Annotated in this window: 14 protein-coding genes and 1 pseudogene; 4 read left to right on the forward strand and 11 right to left on the reverse strand. The window is 68.0% G+C overall.

The features are described from left to right. Nucleotides 1–2: 2 nt before the first annotated feature. A complete protein-coding gene (locus AMK18_RS35410; RefSeq protein WP_241836706.1) occupies nt 3–623 on the forward strand; it encodes a Fic family protein in 621 nt (206 codons plus the stop codon). 78 nt (nt 624–701) lie between these two features. On the opposite strand, the gene AMK18_RS32685 is transcribed toward AMK18_RS35410, so the two are convergent. The 4 genes and pseudogenes from AMK18_RS32685 to AMK18_RS35415 form a co-directional block, all read right to left on the reverse strand. Next, on the reverse strand, nt 702–1103 hold the full coding sequence (locus tag AMK18_RS32685; protein WP_018105852.1) for a GlcG/HbpS family heme-binding protein: 402 nt from the start codon (nt 1101–1103) through the stop codon (nt 702–704). Between the two features lie 170 nt (nt 1104–1273). Continuing rightward, entirely contained in the window at nt 1274–2020 is a 747-nt protein-coding gene (locus tag AMK18_RS32690) for an SDR family NAD(P)-dependent oxidoreductase (RefSeq protein WP_073865674.1), read from the reverse strand. A 308-nt stretch (nt 2021–2328) separates the two neighbouring features. After that, complete coding sequence (locus AMK18_RS32695) at nt 2329–2688, reverse strand: YciI family protein (RefSeq protein ID WP_018105854.1); 360 nt, start codon at nt 2686–2688, stop codon at nt 2329–2331. A gap of 239 nt (nt 2689–2927) precedes the next feature. Beyond that, a pseudogene (locus tag AMK18_RS35415) lies at nt 2928–3096 on the reverse strand (GMC family oxidoreductase); the annotation flags it as partial. A gap of 413 nt (nt 3097–3509) precedes the next feature. Here AMK18_RS35415 and AMK18_RS32705 point away from each other — a divergent pair. Beyond that, nucleotides 3510–5834 carry a lantibiotic dehydratase gene (locus tag AMK18_RS32705; RefSeq protein ID WP_073865676.1) on the forward strand — a complete coding sequence of 775 codons (2325 nt, stop codon included), beginning with the start codon at nt 3510–3512 and terminating at the stop codon, nt 5832–5834. A 198-nt stretch (nt 5835–6032) separates the two neighbouring features. On the opposite strand, the gene AMK18_RS32710 is transcribed toward AMK18_RS32705, so the two are convergent. After that, nucleotides 6033–6536: a DinB family protein gene (locus AMK18_RS32710; RefSeq protein ID WP_079199382.1), complete on the reverse strand. Its 504-nt coding sequence runs from the start codon at nt 6534–6536 to the stop codon at nt 6033–6035. Between the two features lie 311 nt (nt 6537–6847). Between AMK18_RS32710 and AMK18_RS32715 the strand changes: the two genes are divergently transcribed. Then, a complete protein-coding gene (locus AMK18_RS32715; protein WP_073865677.1) occupies nt 6848–8302 on the forward strand; it encodes a DHA2 family efflux MFS transporter permease subunit in 1455 nt (484 codons plus the stop codon). A gap of 81 nt (nt 8303–8383) precedes the next feature. Continuing rightward, nucleotides 8384–8605: a DUF5988 family protein gene (locus tag AMK18_RS32720; protein WP_026171887.1), complete on the forward strand. Its 222-nt coding sequence runs from the start codon at nt 8384–8386 to the stop codon at nt 8603–8605. Between the two features lie 69 nt (nt 8606–8674). Here AMK18_RS32720 and AMK18_RS32725 read toward each other — a convergent pair whose 3' ends face one another. The 6 genes from AMK18_RS32725 to AMK18_RS32750 all read right to left on the reverse strand — a co-directional run bounded on the left by AMK18_RS32725 (nt 8675) and on the right by AMK18_RS32750 (nt 15783). Beyond that, nucleotides 8675–9097 carry a MarR family transcriptional regulator gene (locus tag AMK18_RS32725; protein WP_073865678.1) on the reverse strand — a complete coding sequence of 141 codons (423 nt, stop codon included), beginning with the start codon at nt 9095–9097 and terminating at the stop codon, nt 8675–8677. 90 nt (nt 9098–9187) lie between these two features. Further along, nucleotides 9188–10246, reverse strand: a complete 1059-nt coding sequence (locus AMK18_RS32730; protein ID WP_073865679.1) for a 2-oxoacid:ferredoxin oxidoreductase subunit beta — start codon at nt 10244–10246, stop codon at nt 9188–9190. After that, nucleotides 10239–12137, reverse strand: coding sequence for a 2-oxoacid:acceptor oxidoreductase subunit alpha (locus tag AMK18_RS32735; RefSeq protein ID WP_073865680.1), 1899 nt, complete (start codon nt 12135–12137; stop codon nt 10239–10241). Before AMK18_RS32735 ends, AMK18_RS32730 begins: the two co-directional genes overlap by 8 nt. Nucleotides 12138–12146: 9 nt before the next feature. Next, nucleotides 12147–13904, reverse strand: a complete 1758-nt coding sequence (locus tag AMK18_RS32740) for an acetyl/propionyl/methylcrotonyl-CoA carboxylase subunit alpha (protein WP_073865820.1) — start codon at nt 13902–13904, stop codon at nt 12147–12149. A gap of 11 nt (nt 13905–13915) precedes the next feature. Further along, nucleotides 13916–14167, reverse strand: a complete 252-nt coding sequence (locus tag AMK18_RS32745) for an acyl-CoA carboxylase epsilon subunit (RefSeq protein ID WP_073865681.1) — start codon at nt 14165–14167, stop codon at nt 13916–13918. Then, nucleotides 14164–15783 (reverse strand): acyl-CoA carboxylase subunit beta, encoded by a 1620-nt coding sequence (locus tag AMK18_RS32750; RefSeq protein WP_073865682.1) that lies wholly within the window; start codon nt 15781–15783, stop codon nt 14164–14166. The genes AMK18_RS32745 and AMK18_RS32750 overlap by 4 nt, the downstream gene beginning before the upstream one ends. Between the last annotated feature and the right edge of the window lie 400 nt (nt 15784–16183).

The following is a 16183-nucleotide window of genomic DNA, read 5'->3' on the forward strand; positions in this document are numbered from 1 at the left end:
CCTTGACCGCCTGGGTCCGGATCAGGAACCAGATCGACTGGACTTCCGCGGCCGGTGAGGTGCCGACCTCTGTCGAGCCCATCGTGGACGGCCTCACCATCTGGTGCAGGGAAGGGGGCCGTTCCGCGGACCTCGATCGAGGCCGGCGATTGCTCGCGGCGCTGGCTCAGTCGCGCACAGACGCTTCTCATAGGCTGCCTCTCACCTGCACGCTTCTGGCCGGATGGCAGCAGCTGGTCCTCGGCATGCCTGGGGTGCAGTTCCGACAAGGCGATGCCTTCGCCAAGGGTGGCCGGGAACGCTACGCCCTGACGTCACGTACCAAGCGCGACTTTGAGCACTGTCTGCGCGACAGCGCCGACCCGCGAGTCCCTCTGGCCTCCCGCGCGGCCAGGGCTTACCTGGACGTGGCCTTCTTCCACCCCTTCCCGGATGGCAACGCCCGCCTCGCCATGCTCACCCTGGCCTACGTCCTGGAGCTGGAGGGAGTCCGATTGGACCAGGTCGGCCCCTTGCAGACCACGCGCTACGCGGACGATGACGCCGGGGCGGCAGACCTGGCCGCTCTGGTCTTCGTCCTCACCCGCTCGACCCACCAACGGGCCACCGGATTCCCTCGCTGAGGCAGCAGCCCTCCTCCATACGTGCGCGGAGCCGACAACCATCTGTCGGCTCCGCGCACGTATGGAGGAGGGCTGCTGTCACAGGGCCTGGATCATCGCTTCGGCAACATGAGTGTCCTGCTCCACCGTGCCGCCGGACACACCAACCGCGCCGATCGTACGGTTGTTTGCATCCGAGAGCGGGAGGCCGCCCCCGAAGGTGATCAAGCCGTCGTTGCTGTGATCGATGCTGTAGAGCGGGCCGCCGGGCTGCGAGATCTCGCCCAGGGTCGCGCTGGGCATGCGGAACAGCACTGAGGTCTTCGCCTTCTTCAGGGCGATGTCAATGCAACCGAGCCAGGCGTCGTCCATCCTCGTGAAGTGCAGCAGGTGACCGCCGGCGTCGACGATCGCGATGTTCATCGCGACGCCGATGTGCTCAGCGGCCTTCTGGCCGGCAGCGGCTATCCGAGCGGTTGTCTCCAGGGTCAAATCGGTCACGGCAGGTCCTGCCCTTCGGGGTCATCGGTAGGAGCGGAAGGCTGAGGATCGTGGGGTGATGCTCATCGCGCAGGAGCGGACAAGACGCAAAGAGGACGAGCAGGCCGGCCGGGCACGGCACGGCACGGAGCACGAGCGAAGTCCACGTGGAGCCCGCTGTCCGGCGATCACTAGCCGAGCGGGCGCAGACCCGTACCGGCCAGCAGATACGAACCCGTCTGCTCCGTCCCGCCGGCGGCCAGGCTCACGAACGCGGCCCCTGCCACCTCCGGGGTGAGGACCGGGTCCCCCATCCCCTTGATGAATTCCTCGACGCCGATTCCACTCCGGCGGGCGTATGCCTCGGCCGCATCGAGGCCGAATGAGGTGGCTGGCGTCAGCTGCGGCAACACTGCCGCGAAGTTGATCCCGAGACCTTCCCGGTCCGCCTCCTGTGCCGCGTATTCGGTCAGGAAGCGCACGGTCGACTTGGCGCCGGCGTAACCTCCGCTCAGAGGAGATCCGCGCAGGGCCGCCCCACTGCTGGTCACGATCACCTGGCTGCCTGGCTCAAGCGGCCGTACCAAGGCCTCACGTACCCATGTGAAGGCGATCCGGACGTCAACGTCCCACGGCGTCGAGAAGGTTTCCCAGGTCTGCTGTGCAATCGGGCGCAGCAGCGGCGAGGCACCCGCAAGGATCGCGAGCACGTCCGGACGGTGACGGTCGAGCAGCTGACCGGCCAGCACGGGGTCGGCTGCGTCGCCTTGCTCGCAGTGCAGCCGCGGCTGTCCTGCGGCGAGTTCGCTCAGGGGGGCCATGTCGCGGGAGAGCGCCACCACCTCTGCCCCGGCGGTGAGGAACGCCTCGACCACACCTCGGCCGAGCCCTCGGCTCGCGCCTACCACCAGGGCGCGCCGTCCTGCGAGTCGACCCATTCTCCTCGTTCCCTTCCCTCGTGCGCGACAGCGGGTGGCGGCTGTGTCACCGATCTCCGTGGATTCGGCACTACGGCAGTGCCGTGCACGGCGGAAGCCGGGACGTTGCTGGGTACCCGATCGGCGCGAAACGAAAGCCGCAGACGCTGACTTTGGCAGGAGGGCCCGGTGTGGACATCTTTCAGATTGCCGAACCGGAGACCTCTCCTGCCAACACCTGATGGGGTGAGGACTGCCATGCGGCCGAAGAGTCCGAAGCGCGTCCTGATCAACGTGGGGCCGTGTTGATCAGGACGCGGGAACCATCTCTACGACTGAGACGAATCCCCTCGTGCGATCAGTTCCTCAAGGCTGGCGAACGGCCGCAGCTCCAGGCGCCCCAGCTGCGCCAGCGGGTGAGCCCGTGCCACTTCGATGGCCTCGTCGCTGTCTGCGCACTCAAGGATGTCGAAGCCGACGATGACGTCCTGGGTAGCGGCGAATGGACCTTCCGTCACGAGCAACTCGCCGTTGCGGACACGGACGGTCAGGGCCTCCTTGGTGGACACCAGGGGACTGCCCAGCACACGCCGGCCGTTTGCGTCGTTGGCGGCGACCCAAGGACCGCAGTCATCGGATACGCCCGTCTCGGGCTGGCTGTCGGTACACACGAACATCATGAACTTCATTGGTCTGCTCCTTGGGATACCACGATGTGCTCCTTGCCGCGCACCACGCCAGGCAGACGAACAGGGCTGGGCGTCGTCTCCATTGGTGAGGTGCCACCGGATGCAGGACGCCGCGCCGAGGCCGAGTGGAGGTTGGTCCGGCCAGGCGCTCGGTCTCGGCCATCACCACACCGTGCAGACTACTCAACCCGCCAAATGAGACGACGCCAAAAGGCCACGATTGGCTGGAAGAGAGCACTGAGCGAGTTGCGGTCGTCGAGGGGCCGACGTGTGCGGGTCGTCGCCCATCCGGCACGAGGCAAGGGGGCGCACGGTGTAGGCACCGACGACGTCGTGGGTCCAGAGCATGACCTTGGAGAGCCCGTCCTTCTCCAGGATCTCCTTCGCCTCGGCATCGGATTGGGCCCAGGCGGCGATGGTGCTGGGGCTCGGGTATGGGTGCCACATCGCCTGGTCCGGAAGGGGAACGGATCCGCGAGTCTGTGCCCAGAAGCCCGAACGAACCTGATCGCGCGGGTGGGCGGTCTGAGCAATACCAAGGTTGTCGGTGGGCCTGTCAGGGCGTTTGATGGCCGACGGGCTGTACGGACGATCGGAAGAGATCAGCGCGAACGGGTTGCTTCAAGTGACCTCGTCGCGTCGCCGTCCCAGCCTTCGCAGGTGTGTTTCGGTTTCCGTGCGCGCGTGGAAGTCTGCACGTTGTTCTGAACGGCTGAGGTGGTGCGGTATGCGCGATCGGGCGGTCCGCACCCGTGAGGACAACCCCCGCACCGTCACGTTTGCTGCCCTCCAACCACACCGCCGAGGATAGGAAGTGGCCCATGCCGTCGACACAGCACGTGAGGCTCGGCACAACCGAGTGGCTCGCCTGGCCCGACGCACTGTTGCGGAGCACGGGCTTCTCGGCCTCCGGCCTGCTCAGGTTCGCCTCCGACGAGTGTGCGGAGCGCGCTGACGACTTCCTTGCGGGGAGAGCGGACCGCGACGCCTTCGCCACGGTCTTCGAGAAGACCGTGGTCGATATATCGGTCGAGGTGAACCGGGTGGCCGCCGACCCGTCCCTGCGCGAGGCAATCGTCTGGCAGAACCCCGCCGTGGCCGGTCTACTGGACTCTCTCCTGCGGAATCAGGAGCCGATCAGGCGAAATGCCAAGCGGCGATACCGCGAGGTGCAGCTCAGCAAGTTCTGGCAGCGCTACAGCTCCAAGGCGGAGACCATCGGATTCTTCGGGCCGTCCCTGTGGATCACGCTCGACCCGGAACGCTCCGACATCCATGCCGTGCCCGGGCCCCGGCTGATTGACAAGCGCCGGGTGTTCCTGGAGCCGTGGGCGGTTGTCGCGTACGGCGAGTGGCTCACCACGGATGAGGAGATGCGCCGGTGGCTTCCGCCGGCCAGGCACCCCCACCATCTCCTGGAGCGGGAACAGGTGACCCGGCCGGGCGAGGAGCCCGCCGTGATCTCGGAGGCGGAGTTCGTCCTGCTGCGGGCATGCGACGGCAAACGTCCGGCCGCCCTTGTCGCGCAGCAGCTGTCCTCCGGGGATGCCCCTCTGTTCGCGAGCACGGACGAGGTCTATCAACTCCTCGACGCGCTGGTGGAGCGAAAGCTGGCGACTTGGGATGCCAACGTGCCTCTCAACACAGCTGGTGCGGGGATACTTGACGAACGTATCGCGGCCATCGGCGACCCACGGCTGCGCGACAGGGCCCGCTCGGGATTCGATCGGCTCAAGGCGGCCCGGGACGGCGTGGCGAGGGCTGCGGGTGACCCTGCCGCGCTGGAGGCCGCGCAGCTCCACCTGAGCAACGAGTTCACGGAGATCACGGGACGACCGGCACGCCGCCGCGGCGGCGTGACCTATGGCGGCCGGGGGCTGTGCTACGAGGACACGACGCGCGACCTTGAGCTGTCACTCGGACGCGACTTCATCGACGACTTGGCGGCGCCGATGAGCATCGTCCTGCAGGCGACCCGTTGGCTCACCGCGGCCATGTCCGAGGTCTACGAGCAAGAGCTGCGCCGCCTCTACACAGAGCATTCCCCGTCGGGCGAACACCTGACGCTCGGTGACATCTGGCCGCTCGTCATTCGCCTCTTCTTCGGTTCCGGCGCGAAAGCCGCCGACGGGGTGACGCAGGACTTCATCGAGCGGTGGACGCAGGTACTCGGTCTGAACGAATCGACCACCGGCCTGAACGAGTTGCGCTTGTCCGCGGACGCACTTGCCGAGCGGGTCCGGGAGCGGTTCCCGGCGTCGGCGCCCGGCTGGGACGGCGGCCGGGTGCACAGTCCTGACCTGCACATCTGTGCCTCGTCGCCACAAGCGGTGAACGAAGGTGACTACACGATGGTGCTGGGCGAAATGCATGCCGCAGCGGGCACGATGGAAGGGCACCTCTTCGGCTGGTCCCTGGATGATCCGGCAAGTGTGGTGGAACGGCTCGCGGCAGATCAGGGCAAGGACCGCATCATCCCGCTGTTCCCCAAAGTGTGGCCGCGCAACGCCGGCCGAACCGTCCCGTTCGAGCACTCGGTCAATGACCGCTTCCTGGCCTTCGCCTCCGTGCCGGGCGCCGACCTCGACCGCACCACCTCCATCGCCGCGATCGACCTGTCACTTCGAGACGGTCGCGTATGGGCGAGTATGGAAGGCCGTGAGTTTCCGTTGGTGCACGTGCTTTCAGCCTTCCTGTCAATGGCGAACATCGACGCACTCAAGCTCGTCTCGGCAGGCGAGCACACTCCCAGGATCAGCGTCGACCGCCTGGTGCTGTTTCGCGAGACCTGGCGGACCACGGCGGAGGCGACGGGCTTGCTCCCGATTCGGAGCGAATCGGAGGAATTCCTCGCCGCACGTCGCTGGCGTCAGCGCAACAATCTGCCGGAGCGCTGCTTTGTCAAGATCTCCACTGAAACCAAACCCTTCTACGTTGACCTGAGCAGCCCACTGTTCGTGTCCTCCCTCAGTACAGCCCTTCGCGCCGCGCGAAAGTCCGCTCGGGAGAACGAGGTGGTCACCGTGACCGTCACCGAGATGCTCCCCGCCCCTGAACAGGCGTGGGTTCCCGGTCCCGACGGCGAGTCGTTCTTCGGTGAGGTCAGAATGCACGTCGTCGACCCTCAGCCGTGTGCCCAGCCGTAGGGCCAGATGATGCGGGCAGTTGAACGTCGAGGGCCCTCCGGCATGCCTCGACGGCTCACCTGTCCGTGTCGCGTTGAAGCTCCGTTGCGCAGGCAGCCTCCCCAAGTCGGCCTTGCTCAACGGAGCCTCGACGTGCGGTCACCCTGTCGACCCGGACTGCTACGAGAAGCCCGCGACACTCGCCACGTGAGAAATTCCCTACGTGTTCACCAGCCACTGCCGGCCATCAATGAGTTCACGCGCCGCGTCGAGGTGGCCGGCGTGACAGGCAGTTTCGGTGATCACATGAAGGACGACCTCGCGCACATTGTGCAGGCGCCAATCGTCCTCGGGGAAGGGCCACCAGAGCAGGCCCGCGTCTATCGATGAGGCGGCGATGATCGTATCCGCCAGTGCCGCTTCTTGGCGGTAGCGTGCGAGGATCTCCGCGGTCGGCACGCCCGGAGCCACCTGCCATGCGCATTCCTGGCTACCGACAAGGCCGATGGCCTCCGAATCACCAGCCACAACGGCACGAAACCACAGGCGCTCCACGGCCACGGTGAGGTGCTGCACCATTCCCAGGCAGCTCCACCCGGAGGGCAGCACCGCCCGCCGCAATGCTCGATCGTCCAACCCCTCCAGCGCGCCGAGCACATGCTTCCGCTGCGCCTGCAAGTACCGGAGCAGGGCCGACATCTCCAGGTCCACTCCCACGGTCACCTCCGCACCTCCCGCGTGCGGCGCGCTTCGATGGCCGTCAGGTCCTCGACATCGGCAGGGGATACACCGGTCGTACCAAATCCGGCGTAGGTGTTCATGTGCATCATGTGCCTCATACTCCCCCGGAGCACCAGAGGTGTACAGGAAGACATGGTCGTGGCGATGGTCTCCGCGGCGTACGCGCTCGCCCGTCCGAGTGACCCCGACCGGCAGCTCCACCACGCGGGCCGACCCAAGAACGCATCTTTTTTGATGTATCAAAGAAGATGCATTATGCTGAGGGCAGCAGACGGCGCGAGAGGAGCGGACACATGCGGAAGTGGGCCGGAAACCCCTGGGCGGTACTGGCGACCATGTCGCTGGGTTTCTTCATGACCTTGCTGGACCTGACGATCGTGAACATCGCGATCCCCGACATGATCGACGGGCTGGGAGCGACCCTCGACCAGACCCTGTGGGTGATCAGCGGCTACGCCCTCGTGCTGGCGGTGCTGCTGATCACCGCGGGGCGACTCGGTGACGTCTGGGGCCCCCGCAACCTCTTCATCGCGGGTGTCGTGGTGTTCACCGCCGCCAGCATCGCCTGCGGCCTGGCCACCGGCCCGGTGATGCTGATCGTCGCCCGCGGGGTGCAGGGTCTCGGCGCCGCGCTGCTCACCCCGCAGACGATGACGCTGATCATGTCGGTCTTCCCCGCGCAGCGGCGCGGCACCGCGATGGGCATCTGGGGCATGGTGGCGGGGCTGGCCACGCTGTCGGGCCCGACCGTGGGCGGGGTGCTGGTCTCCACCCTGGGGTGGCGGTGGATCTTCCTGGTGAACGTGCCGATCGGGATCGCCGCGCTGGCCCTGGCCTTTCTGGTGGTGCCCGACCTGCGGACGGGCCGGACCCGGACCTTCGACATCCCCGGCGTTCTCCTGGCCACCGGCGCGCTGTTCTGCCTGACCTTCGCGCTCCAGGAGGGTGAGCACTACCACTGGGGCCCGAAGATCTGGGGGCTGCTCGCCGCGGGCGCCGCGCTGACTGCCGGGTTCCTTCTGCACCAGCGCGGCCGTCAGGACCGGGAACCGCTCGTACCGTTCGCGCTGTTCAAGGACCGCAACTTCTCCGTGCTGACGGTGATGGTCGCCCTGGTCTCGATGGCGATGATCGGGCTGGTCCTTCCCTTCAACCTCTACCTGCAGTCCGTCCTCGGTCTGAGCGCGATCAAGGCGGGCCTGGTACTCGCCCCGTCCTCGCTGGTGTCGATGACGGTGGGGCCCTTCGCAGGCCGGCTCTCGGACCGGATCGGCGGCAAGTACCTGCTGATGGCGGGTCTCACCCTCTACGCGGTGGGGATGGCGGCGATCGCGCTGATCGCGGGCCCGGCCTCCCCCTGGTACGCCTTCATCCCGGCCACCCTCATCACCGGGCTCGGCATCGGCTGCGTGATCGCGCCCATGTCCGCGGAGGCGATGCGCAACGTGGACCCGCGGCTGGCGGGAGCGGCCTCCGGGGTCAACAACACGATCCGCCAGACCGGTTCGGTCATCGGCGCGGCCGCGGTGGGCGCCCTGCTCCAGAGCCGGCTCGCCGCGGAACTGGCCGGCGGAAAGGCGTACGCGGACGCCTTCATCGCGACCCTGCACGTAACGGCGGTACTGCCGATCGCCGTGGTACTCGTCGGGGCGCTGGCCTGCTTGCTGCTCCGCGGCCGGACCGAGGAGACGGCGGGTGCGCCCACCGGAGCGGGGCCGGGAAAGGCGGCTGCGGCGACAGGCGTTTAGAACGGCTTTAGCCGGACGGCTGATCCTGTCCGCACAGTGCCGTTCACTGCCTCCGGATCCATGACCCAAGGAGACGACGCCATGACAACACAGCCCCCTAACGTGATCCTCAGCGGCGGACCCGCGACACTCGAACTCAAGCTCGAGGACCGGATCCGTTACGTCGAGGACACGACCTCCAAGGTGAAGCTGCTCAAGGGCAACCGGTACGAGCACTTCGAGCCCACGAGCGGCATGGTCACGGAGAAGGAACTGGAACTCCTGGTCTACTCATGGAGCGGATACACCTACGTCGCCGAGTAGAAGACTTCCGCCGAGAACACCGAAGCCGCCCGGGCACCGAGCACCCGGGCGGCTTCCGTCTGCCGCAGGTCAGTCCGTATCGGGCGCCAGCCGGGCCAGCACCTCCGGCGACAGCCGCCGGGCCAGAGCCTCCAGCAGGGCGATCACCTCGGTGACCTCCACGGGGTCCTCGGTCCCCAGCGCCGTGGCCAGAGCGTCGTCCACACGTGTCGCGGCAACCTCCGCGCGGCGGTCGGTCACCTCGGGGTTCTGACGGACCAGGGTCCGGCGGCGGTCGCGGGCGTCGGTCTCGGTCACCACCGATCCCGTCTCCCGCAACCGGGCCACACAGGCGGACACCGCACTCTGCGGCAGACCGGAACGGGTGGCGATCTCGCCGACCGTCGTGTCCGGGTGCGCGTAGATGTCGAGCATCACGATCAGAACCGACCGTGTGCTCATCTGCCGCTTGCCGAGGCTTTCGGTGGGAATGGCCTCCTCACCGATCTTCATGAGGGTGCGCCCCAGCAGGAAAAGCTGTACTCCATTCACACGGACGACCTTATATCAGCCTTGATGGATCGGATCAAAAGGGCAGAGCTCTCAGCCGACGACGGTCCAGTTGTCGTTGCCGGCGAGGAGTGCGGCGAGGTCGCCCTTGCCGTGGCGTTCGACGGCGGTGTCGAGTTGGTCGGCCATGGTGGTGTCGTAGACCGGGCGTTCCACGCTGCGCAGGACGCCGATCGGCGTGTGGTGCAGGGTGTCCGCGTCCGCCAGCCGGGACAGTGCGAACGCCGTCGTGGGGCTGGGGGCGTGGGCGTCGTGGACGAGGATCTGTGCCTTGTTGTCCTCGGTGACCGGGACGACTTGGAGGTCGCCGGTGAGGGTGTCGCGGATGACGCCCTTGGAGCCGTCCGTGCCGAAGACGATCGGCTGGCCGTGTTCGAGGCGGATGACGGCTTCCTGGGCCTGGTCTTTGTCCTTGAAGACTTCGAAGGCGCCGTCGTTGAAGATGTTGCAGTTCTGGTAGATCTCGACCAGGGCGGTGCCGGGGTGGTCGGCGGCGGCCCGGAGCACGCTCGTGAGGTGCTTGCGGTCGGAGTCGACAGTCCGGGCGACGAAGGATGCCTCCGCGCCGATCGCCAGCGAGACGGGGTTGAACGGGGCGTCGAGGGAGCCCATGGGTGTGGATTTGGTGATCTTGCCCTGTTCGGAGGTGGGCGAGTACTGGCCCTTGGTGAGTCCGTAGATCCGGTTGTTGAAGAGGAGGATCTTGAGGTTGACGTTGCGGCGCAGGGCGTGGATGAGGTGGTTGCCGCCGATGGACAGTGCGTCGCCGTCACCGGTGACGACCCAGACGGACAGGTCGCGTCGGGAGGTGGCCAGGCCGGTTGCGATGGAGGGGGCGCGGCCGTGGATGGAGTGCATCCCGTAGGTGTTCATGTAGTACGGGAAGCGGGAGGAGCAGCCGATGCCGGAGATGAAGACGATGTTTTCTTTGGCGAGGCCGAGGTCGGGCATGAAGCCTTGGACGGCGGCGAGGACGGCGTAGTCGCCGCAGCCGGGGCACCAGCGCACTTCCTGGTCGGACTTGAAGTCCTTCATGGTCTGCTTGGCTTCGGCCTTGGGGACGAGCTGGAGCAGTTCGTTGACCTCAGGCATCGATGGCCTCCTCGAGAGCGGTGGCGAGCTGCTCGGCCTTGAACGGCATGCCGTTGACCTGGTTGTAACTGTGGGCGTCGACCAGGTATTTGGCGCGGATGAGCGTGGCCAGCTGCCCGAGGTTCATCTCGGGGACGACCACCTTGTCGTAACGCGCCAGCACCTCACCCAGATTCCTGGGGAACGGGTTGAGGTGACGCACATGCGCCTGCGCGATGGAACGCCCCGAAGCGCGCAGGCGGCGTACGGCGGCGGTGATCGGGCCGTAGGTGGAGCCCCAGCCGAGCACGAGGGTGCGTGCCTCGGCGGGGTCGTCGACTTCCAGGTCGGGTACTTGGATGCCGTCGATTTTGGCTTGGCGGGTGCGGACCATGAAGTCGTGGTTGGCGGGGTCGTAGGAGATGTTGCCGGTGCCGTCCTGCTTCTCGATCCCCCCGATCCGATGCTCCAGGCCCGGCGTCCCCGGAACCGCCCACGGTCGCGCCAGGGTCTGCGGGTCGCGTTTGTACGGCCAGAAGACTTCGGTGCCGTCGGCGAGTTCGTGGTTGGGGCCGCCCGCGAACTGGACACGCAGGTCGGGGAGTTGGTCGAGTTCGGGGATGCGCCAGGGTTCGGAGCCGTTGGCGAGGTAGCCGTCGGAGAGCAGGAAGACCGGGGTGCGGTAGGTCAGGGCGATGCGGGCCGCGTCCAGGGCGGCGTCGAAGCAGTCGGCCGGGGTGCGCGGGGCCACGATCGGGACCGGTGCCTCACCATTGCGCCCGTACATCGCCTGAAGCAGGTCGGCCTGCTCGGTCTTGGTCGGCAGCCCGGTCGAGGGCCCGCCGCGCTGGATGTCCACGATCAGCAACGGCAGTTCCAACGACACCGCGAGCCCGATGGTCTCCGACTTCAGCGCCACCCCCGGCCCCGACGTCGTCGTCACCGCCAATGAACCACCGAACGCGGCACCCAGGGCGGCGCCGATGCCGGCGATCTCGTCCTCGGCCTGGAACGTGCGCACACCGAAGTTCTTGTGCTTGCTCAGTTCGTGCAGGATGTCGGAGGCCGGCGTGATCGGGTACGAGCCGAGATAGAGCGGCAGGTCCGCCTGCCGGCCCGCGGCGATCAGCCCGTAGGACAGGGCGAGGTTCCCGGAGATGTTGCGGTAGGTGCCGGTGGGGAAGGCTTGTGAGGCGGGGGCGACTTCGTAGCTGACGGCGAAGTCCTCCGTCGTCTCGCCGAAGTTCCATCCGGCCCGGTAGGCGGCCACGTTCGCTTCGGCGATCTGCGGTTTCTTCGCGAACTTCGCCCGCAGGAACGTCTCGGTGCCCTCGGTCGGCCGGTGGTACATCCAGGACAGCAGCCCGAGCGCGAACATGTTCTTCGACCGTTCGGCCTCCTTGCGGGAGAGCCCGAACTCCTTCAGCGCCTCGATCGTCAGCGTCGTCAACGGCACCGGATGAACGTTGTACGCCTGAAGTGAGCCGTCCTCCAGCGGGTTGCTCTCGTAGCCGACCTTCGCCATCGGCCGCTTCGTGAACTCGTCGGTGTTCACGATGATTTCGGCCCCGCGCGGCACATCGGCGATGTTCGCCTTCAACGCGGCCGGGTTCATCGCGACCAGCACGTTCGGCGCGTCCCCGGGCGTCAGGATGTCGTGATCGGCGAAATGCAACTGGAACGACGAAACCCCCGGCAGAGTCCCTGCGGGGGCACGGATCTCGGCCGGAAAGTTCGGCAGCGTGGACAGATCGTTCCCGAAGGACGCCGTCTCCGAGGTGAACCGGTCACCCGTGAGCTGCATGCCATCACCCGAGTCACCCGCGAAACGGATGACCACGCGGTCGACTGACCTGACCTCTTTCGGCGCGAGCCGCAGCTCCACGGGCGCGATGTCGTTGACAACGGACATGAGGGGTTCTCACGACTCCTTGATCTCGCAGATGGTGGCGCCTGAGGTGACAGAGGCGCCGACTGTGGCCGTGAGGCCGGCGATCGTGCCGGAGCGGTGCGCGTTGAGCGGCTGCTCCATCTTCATGGCTTCGAGGACGACGATGAGGTCGCCTTCCTTGACTTCCTGGCCTTCTTCGACGGCGATCTTGACGATGGTGCCCTGCATGGGGGAGGCGAGGGTGTCGCCGGAGACGGCCGAGCCGGACTTCTTGGCCGCGCGGCGCTTGGGCTTGGCGCCCGCCGCGAGCCCGGTACGGGCCAGGCTCATCCCGAGCGAGGAGGGCAGCGAGACCTCCAGGCGCTTGCCACCGACCTCCACGACGACCGTCTCGCGACCGGCCTCGTCGTCCGCGTCCGCCTCGGCGGGGGCGGCGAACGGCTTGATCTCGTTGACGAACTCCGTCTCGATCCACCGGGTGTGGACCCGGAACGGGTCGGCGGTGAACGCCGGGTCCACCACGACCGCACGGTGGAACGGGATGGCGGTGGCCATGCCCTCGACGTGGAACTCCGCCAGGGCGCGGGCCGCGCGCTGCAGCGCCTGCTCACGCGTCGCACCCGTCACGATCAGCTTCGCCAGCAACGAGTCCCACGCCGGCCCGATGACCGACCCGGACTCCACGCCCGCGTCCAGGCGCACGCCGGGGCCGCTCGGGGCCTCGAACTTGGTGACGGTGCCGGGGGCGGGCAGGAAGCCGCGGCCCGGGTCCTCGCCGTTGATCCGGAACTCGAAGGAGTGACCGCGCGAGGCGGGGTCGTCGTAACCCAGGGCCTCGCCGTCGGCGATCCGGAACATCTCACGCACCAGGTCGATACCGGAGACCTCCTCGGTCACCGGGTGCTCCACCTGGAGGCGGGTGTTGACCTCCAGGAAGGAGATCGTGCCGTCCATACCGACCAGGAACTCCACCGTGCCGGCGCCGACGTAGCCGGCCTCCTTCAGGATCGCCTTGGAGGCCGCGTACAGCTCCGCGTTCTGCGCATCGGACAGGAAGGGGGCCGGGGCCTCCTCGACCAGCTTCTGATGACGGCGCTGCAGCGAGCAGTCACGGGTGGAGACGACGACCACGTTGCCGTGCGTGTCGGCCAGGCACTGCGTCTCCACATGCCGCGGCTTGTCGAGGTAGCGCTCGACAAAGCACTCCCCGCGCCCGAACGCCGCGACCGCCTCACGCACCGCGGAGTCGTACAGCTCCGGGATCTCCTCCAGCGTCCGGGCGACCTTCAGCCCGCGCCCGCCGCCACCGAAGGCGGCCTTGATCGCGATCGGCAGCCCGTGCTCCTGAGCGAACGCGACGACCTCGGCGGAACCGGCCACCGGGTCCGGGGTGCCCGCGACGAGCGGGGCACCGGCGCGCTGCGCGATATGGCGGGCGGCGACCTTGTCACCCAGGTCCCGGATCGCGTGCGGCGGCGGCCCGATCCACGTCAGACCCGCGTCCAGCACCGCCTGGGCGAACTCGGCGTTCTCCGAGAGGAAGCCGTACCCCGGGTGGATCGCGTCCGCCCCCGAGTCCTTGGCAGCCTGGAGCACCTTGGCGATGTCCAGATAACTGGCCGCCGGGGTGTCACCGCCCAGAGCGAATGCCTCGTCGGCCGCACGGACGTGCAGAGCGTCACGGTCCGGGTCGGCGTAAACGGCCACGCTCCCGATCCCCGCGTCCCGGCAGGCCCGAGCAACACGGACAGCAATTTCGCCACGGTTGGCGATGAGCACCTTGCGGATTCCGCCGGTCGTCACGAGACCCACGCTCCGGGTGCGCGGTAGTAGCCCGCGGGCTGCTCCCAGCGGCTGCGGCCCCGCCCGGGAGCGCGCGGCTCGTCGCCCCGCACGCCGTCCGCGGCGGCACCGGGCTCGGCGTCGGGTGCGAAGCGGGCGGCGAGCACCGCGGCAAGCGCGGCGACGTCCTCGGCGCTCGGGTTGCCTCCGGTGATGCGCAGCGAGGCCAGTGAGAGTTCCGCCCCGGTGCGGGGCTCCCCCGCCGTCACAGCGGGAGGTTTCCGTGCTTGCGGCCCGGGAGCGGCACGTGCTTCGTCCGCAGCATGGCGAGAGCGCCGATCAGCCGGCTGCGGGTGTCGGCGGGGTCGATCACATCGTCGACGAGGCCGCGCTCGGCAGCGTAGTAGGGGTGCATGAGCTCGGTCGTGTACTCCTTGATCTTCTGTGCGCGCATCTCCGCCGGGTCGTCGGCGGCGGCGATCTCGCGGCGGAAGATGACGTTGGCCGCGCCCTCGGCACCCATGACCGCGATCTCGTTGCTGGGCCAGGCCAGGGCGACGTCGGCGCCGATGGAGCGGGAGTCCATGACGATGTAGGCGCCGCCGTACGCCTTGCGCAGGACGAGCGAGATCCGTGGGACGGTGGCGTTGCAGTACGCGTAGAGCAGCTTGGCTCCGTGCCGGATCACTCCGCCGTGTTCCTGGTCCACGCCCGGAAGGAAGCCGGGCACGTCGACCAGCGTCACCAGCGGGATGCTGAAGGCGTCGCAGAACTGGACGAAGCGGGCGGCCTTCTCGCTGGACTCGATGTCGAGCACACCGGCGAGGACGGCGGGCTGGTTCGCGATGATGCCGGTGACCCGGCCGTCGAACCGGGCGAGACCGCAGACGACATTCTGCGCCCACTGCCCGTGGACCTCGAAGAAGTCACCGTGATCGACGATCTCCTCGATCACCCGGCGCATGTCGTAGGACTGGTTGGGCTGGGAGGGAACGAGGTCCAGCAGGCGTTCGCACCGGCGGTCGGCGGGGTCGTCGGCCGGGGCGACGGGCGGAAGCTCGCGATTGTTCGAGGGGAGCATCGACAGGAGGTGGCGGACGTCCTCCAGGCAGCTCTCCTCGGTGTCGTAGGCGAAGGCGGCCACTCCTGAGACCGCCGCGTGCACATCGGCGCCGCCGAGGCCGTTCTGGGAGATCTCCTCACCGGTCACCGAACGGACGACGTCGGGGCCGGTGATGAACATCTGCGAGGTGCCGCGGACCATGAAGACGAAGTCCGTGAGCGCCGGGGAGTACGCCGCGCCGCCCGCGCAGGGCCCGAGCATCACCGAGATCTGGGGAATGACGCCGGAGTTGCGGACATTGCGCTGGAAGATGCCGCCGTAGCCGGCCAGCGCCGAGACGCCTTCCTGGATACGGGCGCCGGCGCCGTCGCACAGGCCGACGACGGGGGCGCCGGCGGCCTCGGCGAGGTCCATGACCTTGTGGATCTTCTCCGCGTGGGCCTCGCCGAGGGCGCCGCCGAAGATCCGGAAGTCATGGGCGTACGTGAAGACGGTGCGGCCGTGAACGGTGCCCCAGCCGATGACGACGCCGTCGCTGTGCGGCTTCTTGTCCTCCAGGCCGAAGCCGGTGGCCCGGTGACGGCGCAGGCCCTCGATCTCGACGAACGTGCCCTCGTCGAAGAGGAGGGCGACGCGCTCACGGGCCGTCAGCTTGCCTTTGGCGTGCTGGGCGTCGGTGGCGCGGTCGCTCGGGCCGCGGAGCACCTGCTCCTGGAGGGCGTTCAGTTCAGCCGTGCGTTCGCGCAGGGTGGTGTTCGGAACGGGCTGGGGCGTCGGCGGGCGATCCGCGGGGCGGACGGGCCTGTCCTCGACGATGCTCATTCAAGATCACCTTTCGACGCGGGTGTGCCAGTGGGCCGGCTGGCGCGCCACAGAGGTTCGGTGGACCCCCTAAAGCCGGGCTTGCGCGCGGGGCGGCGGAGCGTCCTGGCGGCCGGGGGCGGGCGTACGGCCACGCCGGCACCCGTACCTGGTGCGGGTGCATGTGTGGTTATCGCACGCGTCTGTTGATGACCTTATGAAGACGGCCGCGTGATCAGTTTCTCCACTGCATGCACCGGACGGAAAACCGGACGGCGGTCCTGTTTTCCCGCTCGCACTGGGTGCCACCCAATTAGCACTGAGCGACGGGTCGGCGATTCCCCGGAACTGCGGCGCGGCGAAAGCCGAGCCGCCCCCGAGTCGCACTGATGTACGTGGCAGCCCTGCGGGACCGGCCACA

This window comes from Streptomyces sp. CB01249 (assembly GCF_001905735.1).
GTDB lineage: Bacteria > Actinomycetota > Actinomycetes > Streptomycetales > Streptomycetaceae > Streptomyces.

Bases quoted from the DNA above. Each gene is read 5' to 3' on its own strand.
- AMK18_RS32690 (WP_073865674.1), bottom strand. From the start codon at position 2,020: ATGGGTCGACTCGCAGGACGGCGCGCCCTGGTGGTAGGCGCGAGCCGA.
- AMK18_RS32695 (WP_018105854.1), bottom strand. From the start codon at position 2,688: ATGAAGTTCATGATGTTCGTGTGTACCGACAGCCAGCCCGAGACGGGC.
- AMK18_RS32705 (WP_073865676.1), top strand. From the start codon at position 3,510: ATGCCGTCGACACAGCACGTGAGGCTCGGCACAACCGAGTGGCTCGCC.
- AMK18_RS32715 (WP_073865677.1), top strand. From the start codon at position 6,848: ATGCGGAAGTGGGCCGGAAACCCCTGGGCGGTACTGGCGACCATGTCG.
- AMK18_RS32720 (WP_026171887.1), top strand. From the start codon at position 8,384: ATGACAACACAGCCCCCTAACGTGATCCTCAGCGGCGGACCCGCGACA.
- AMK18_RS32725 (WP_073865678.1), bottom strand. From the start codon at position 9,097: ATGAAGATCGGTGAGGAGGCCATTCCCACCGAAAGCCTCGGCAAGCGG.
- AMK18_RS32730 (WP_073865679.1), bottom strand. From the start codon at position 10,246: ATGCCTGAGGTCAACGAACTGCTCCAGCTCGTCCCCAAGGCCGAAGCC.
- AMK18_RS32735 (WP_073865680.1), bottom strand. From the start codon at position 12,137: ATGTCCGTTGTCAACGACATCGCGCCCGTGGAGCTGCGGCTCGCGCCG.
- AMK18_RS32750 (WP_073865682.1), bottom strand. From the start codon at position 15,783: ATGAGCATCGTCGAGGACAGGCCCGTCCGCCCCGCGGATCGCCCGCCG.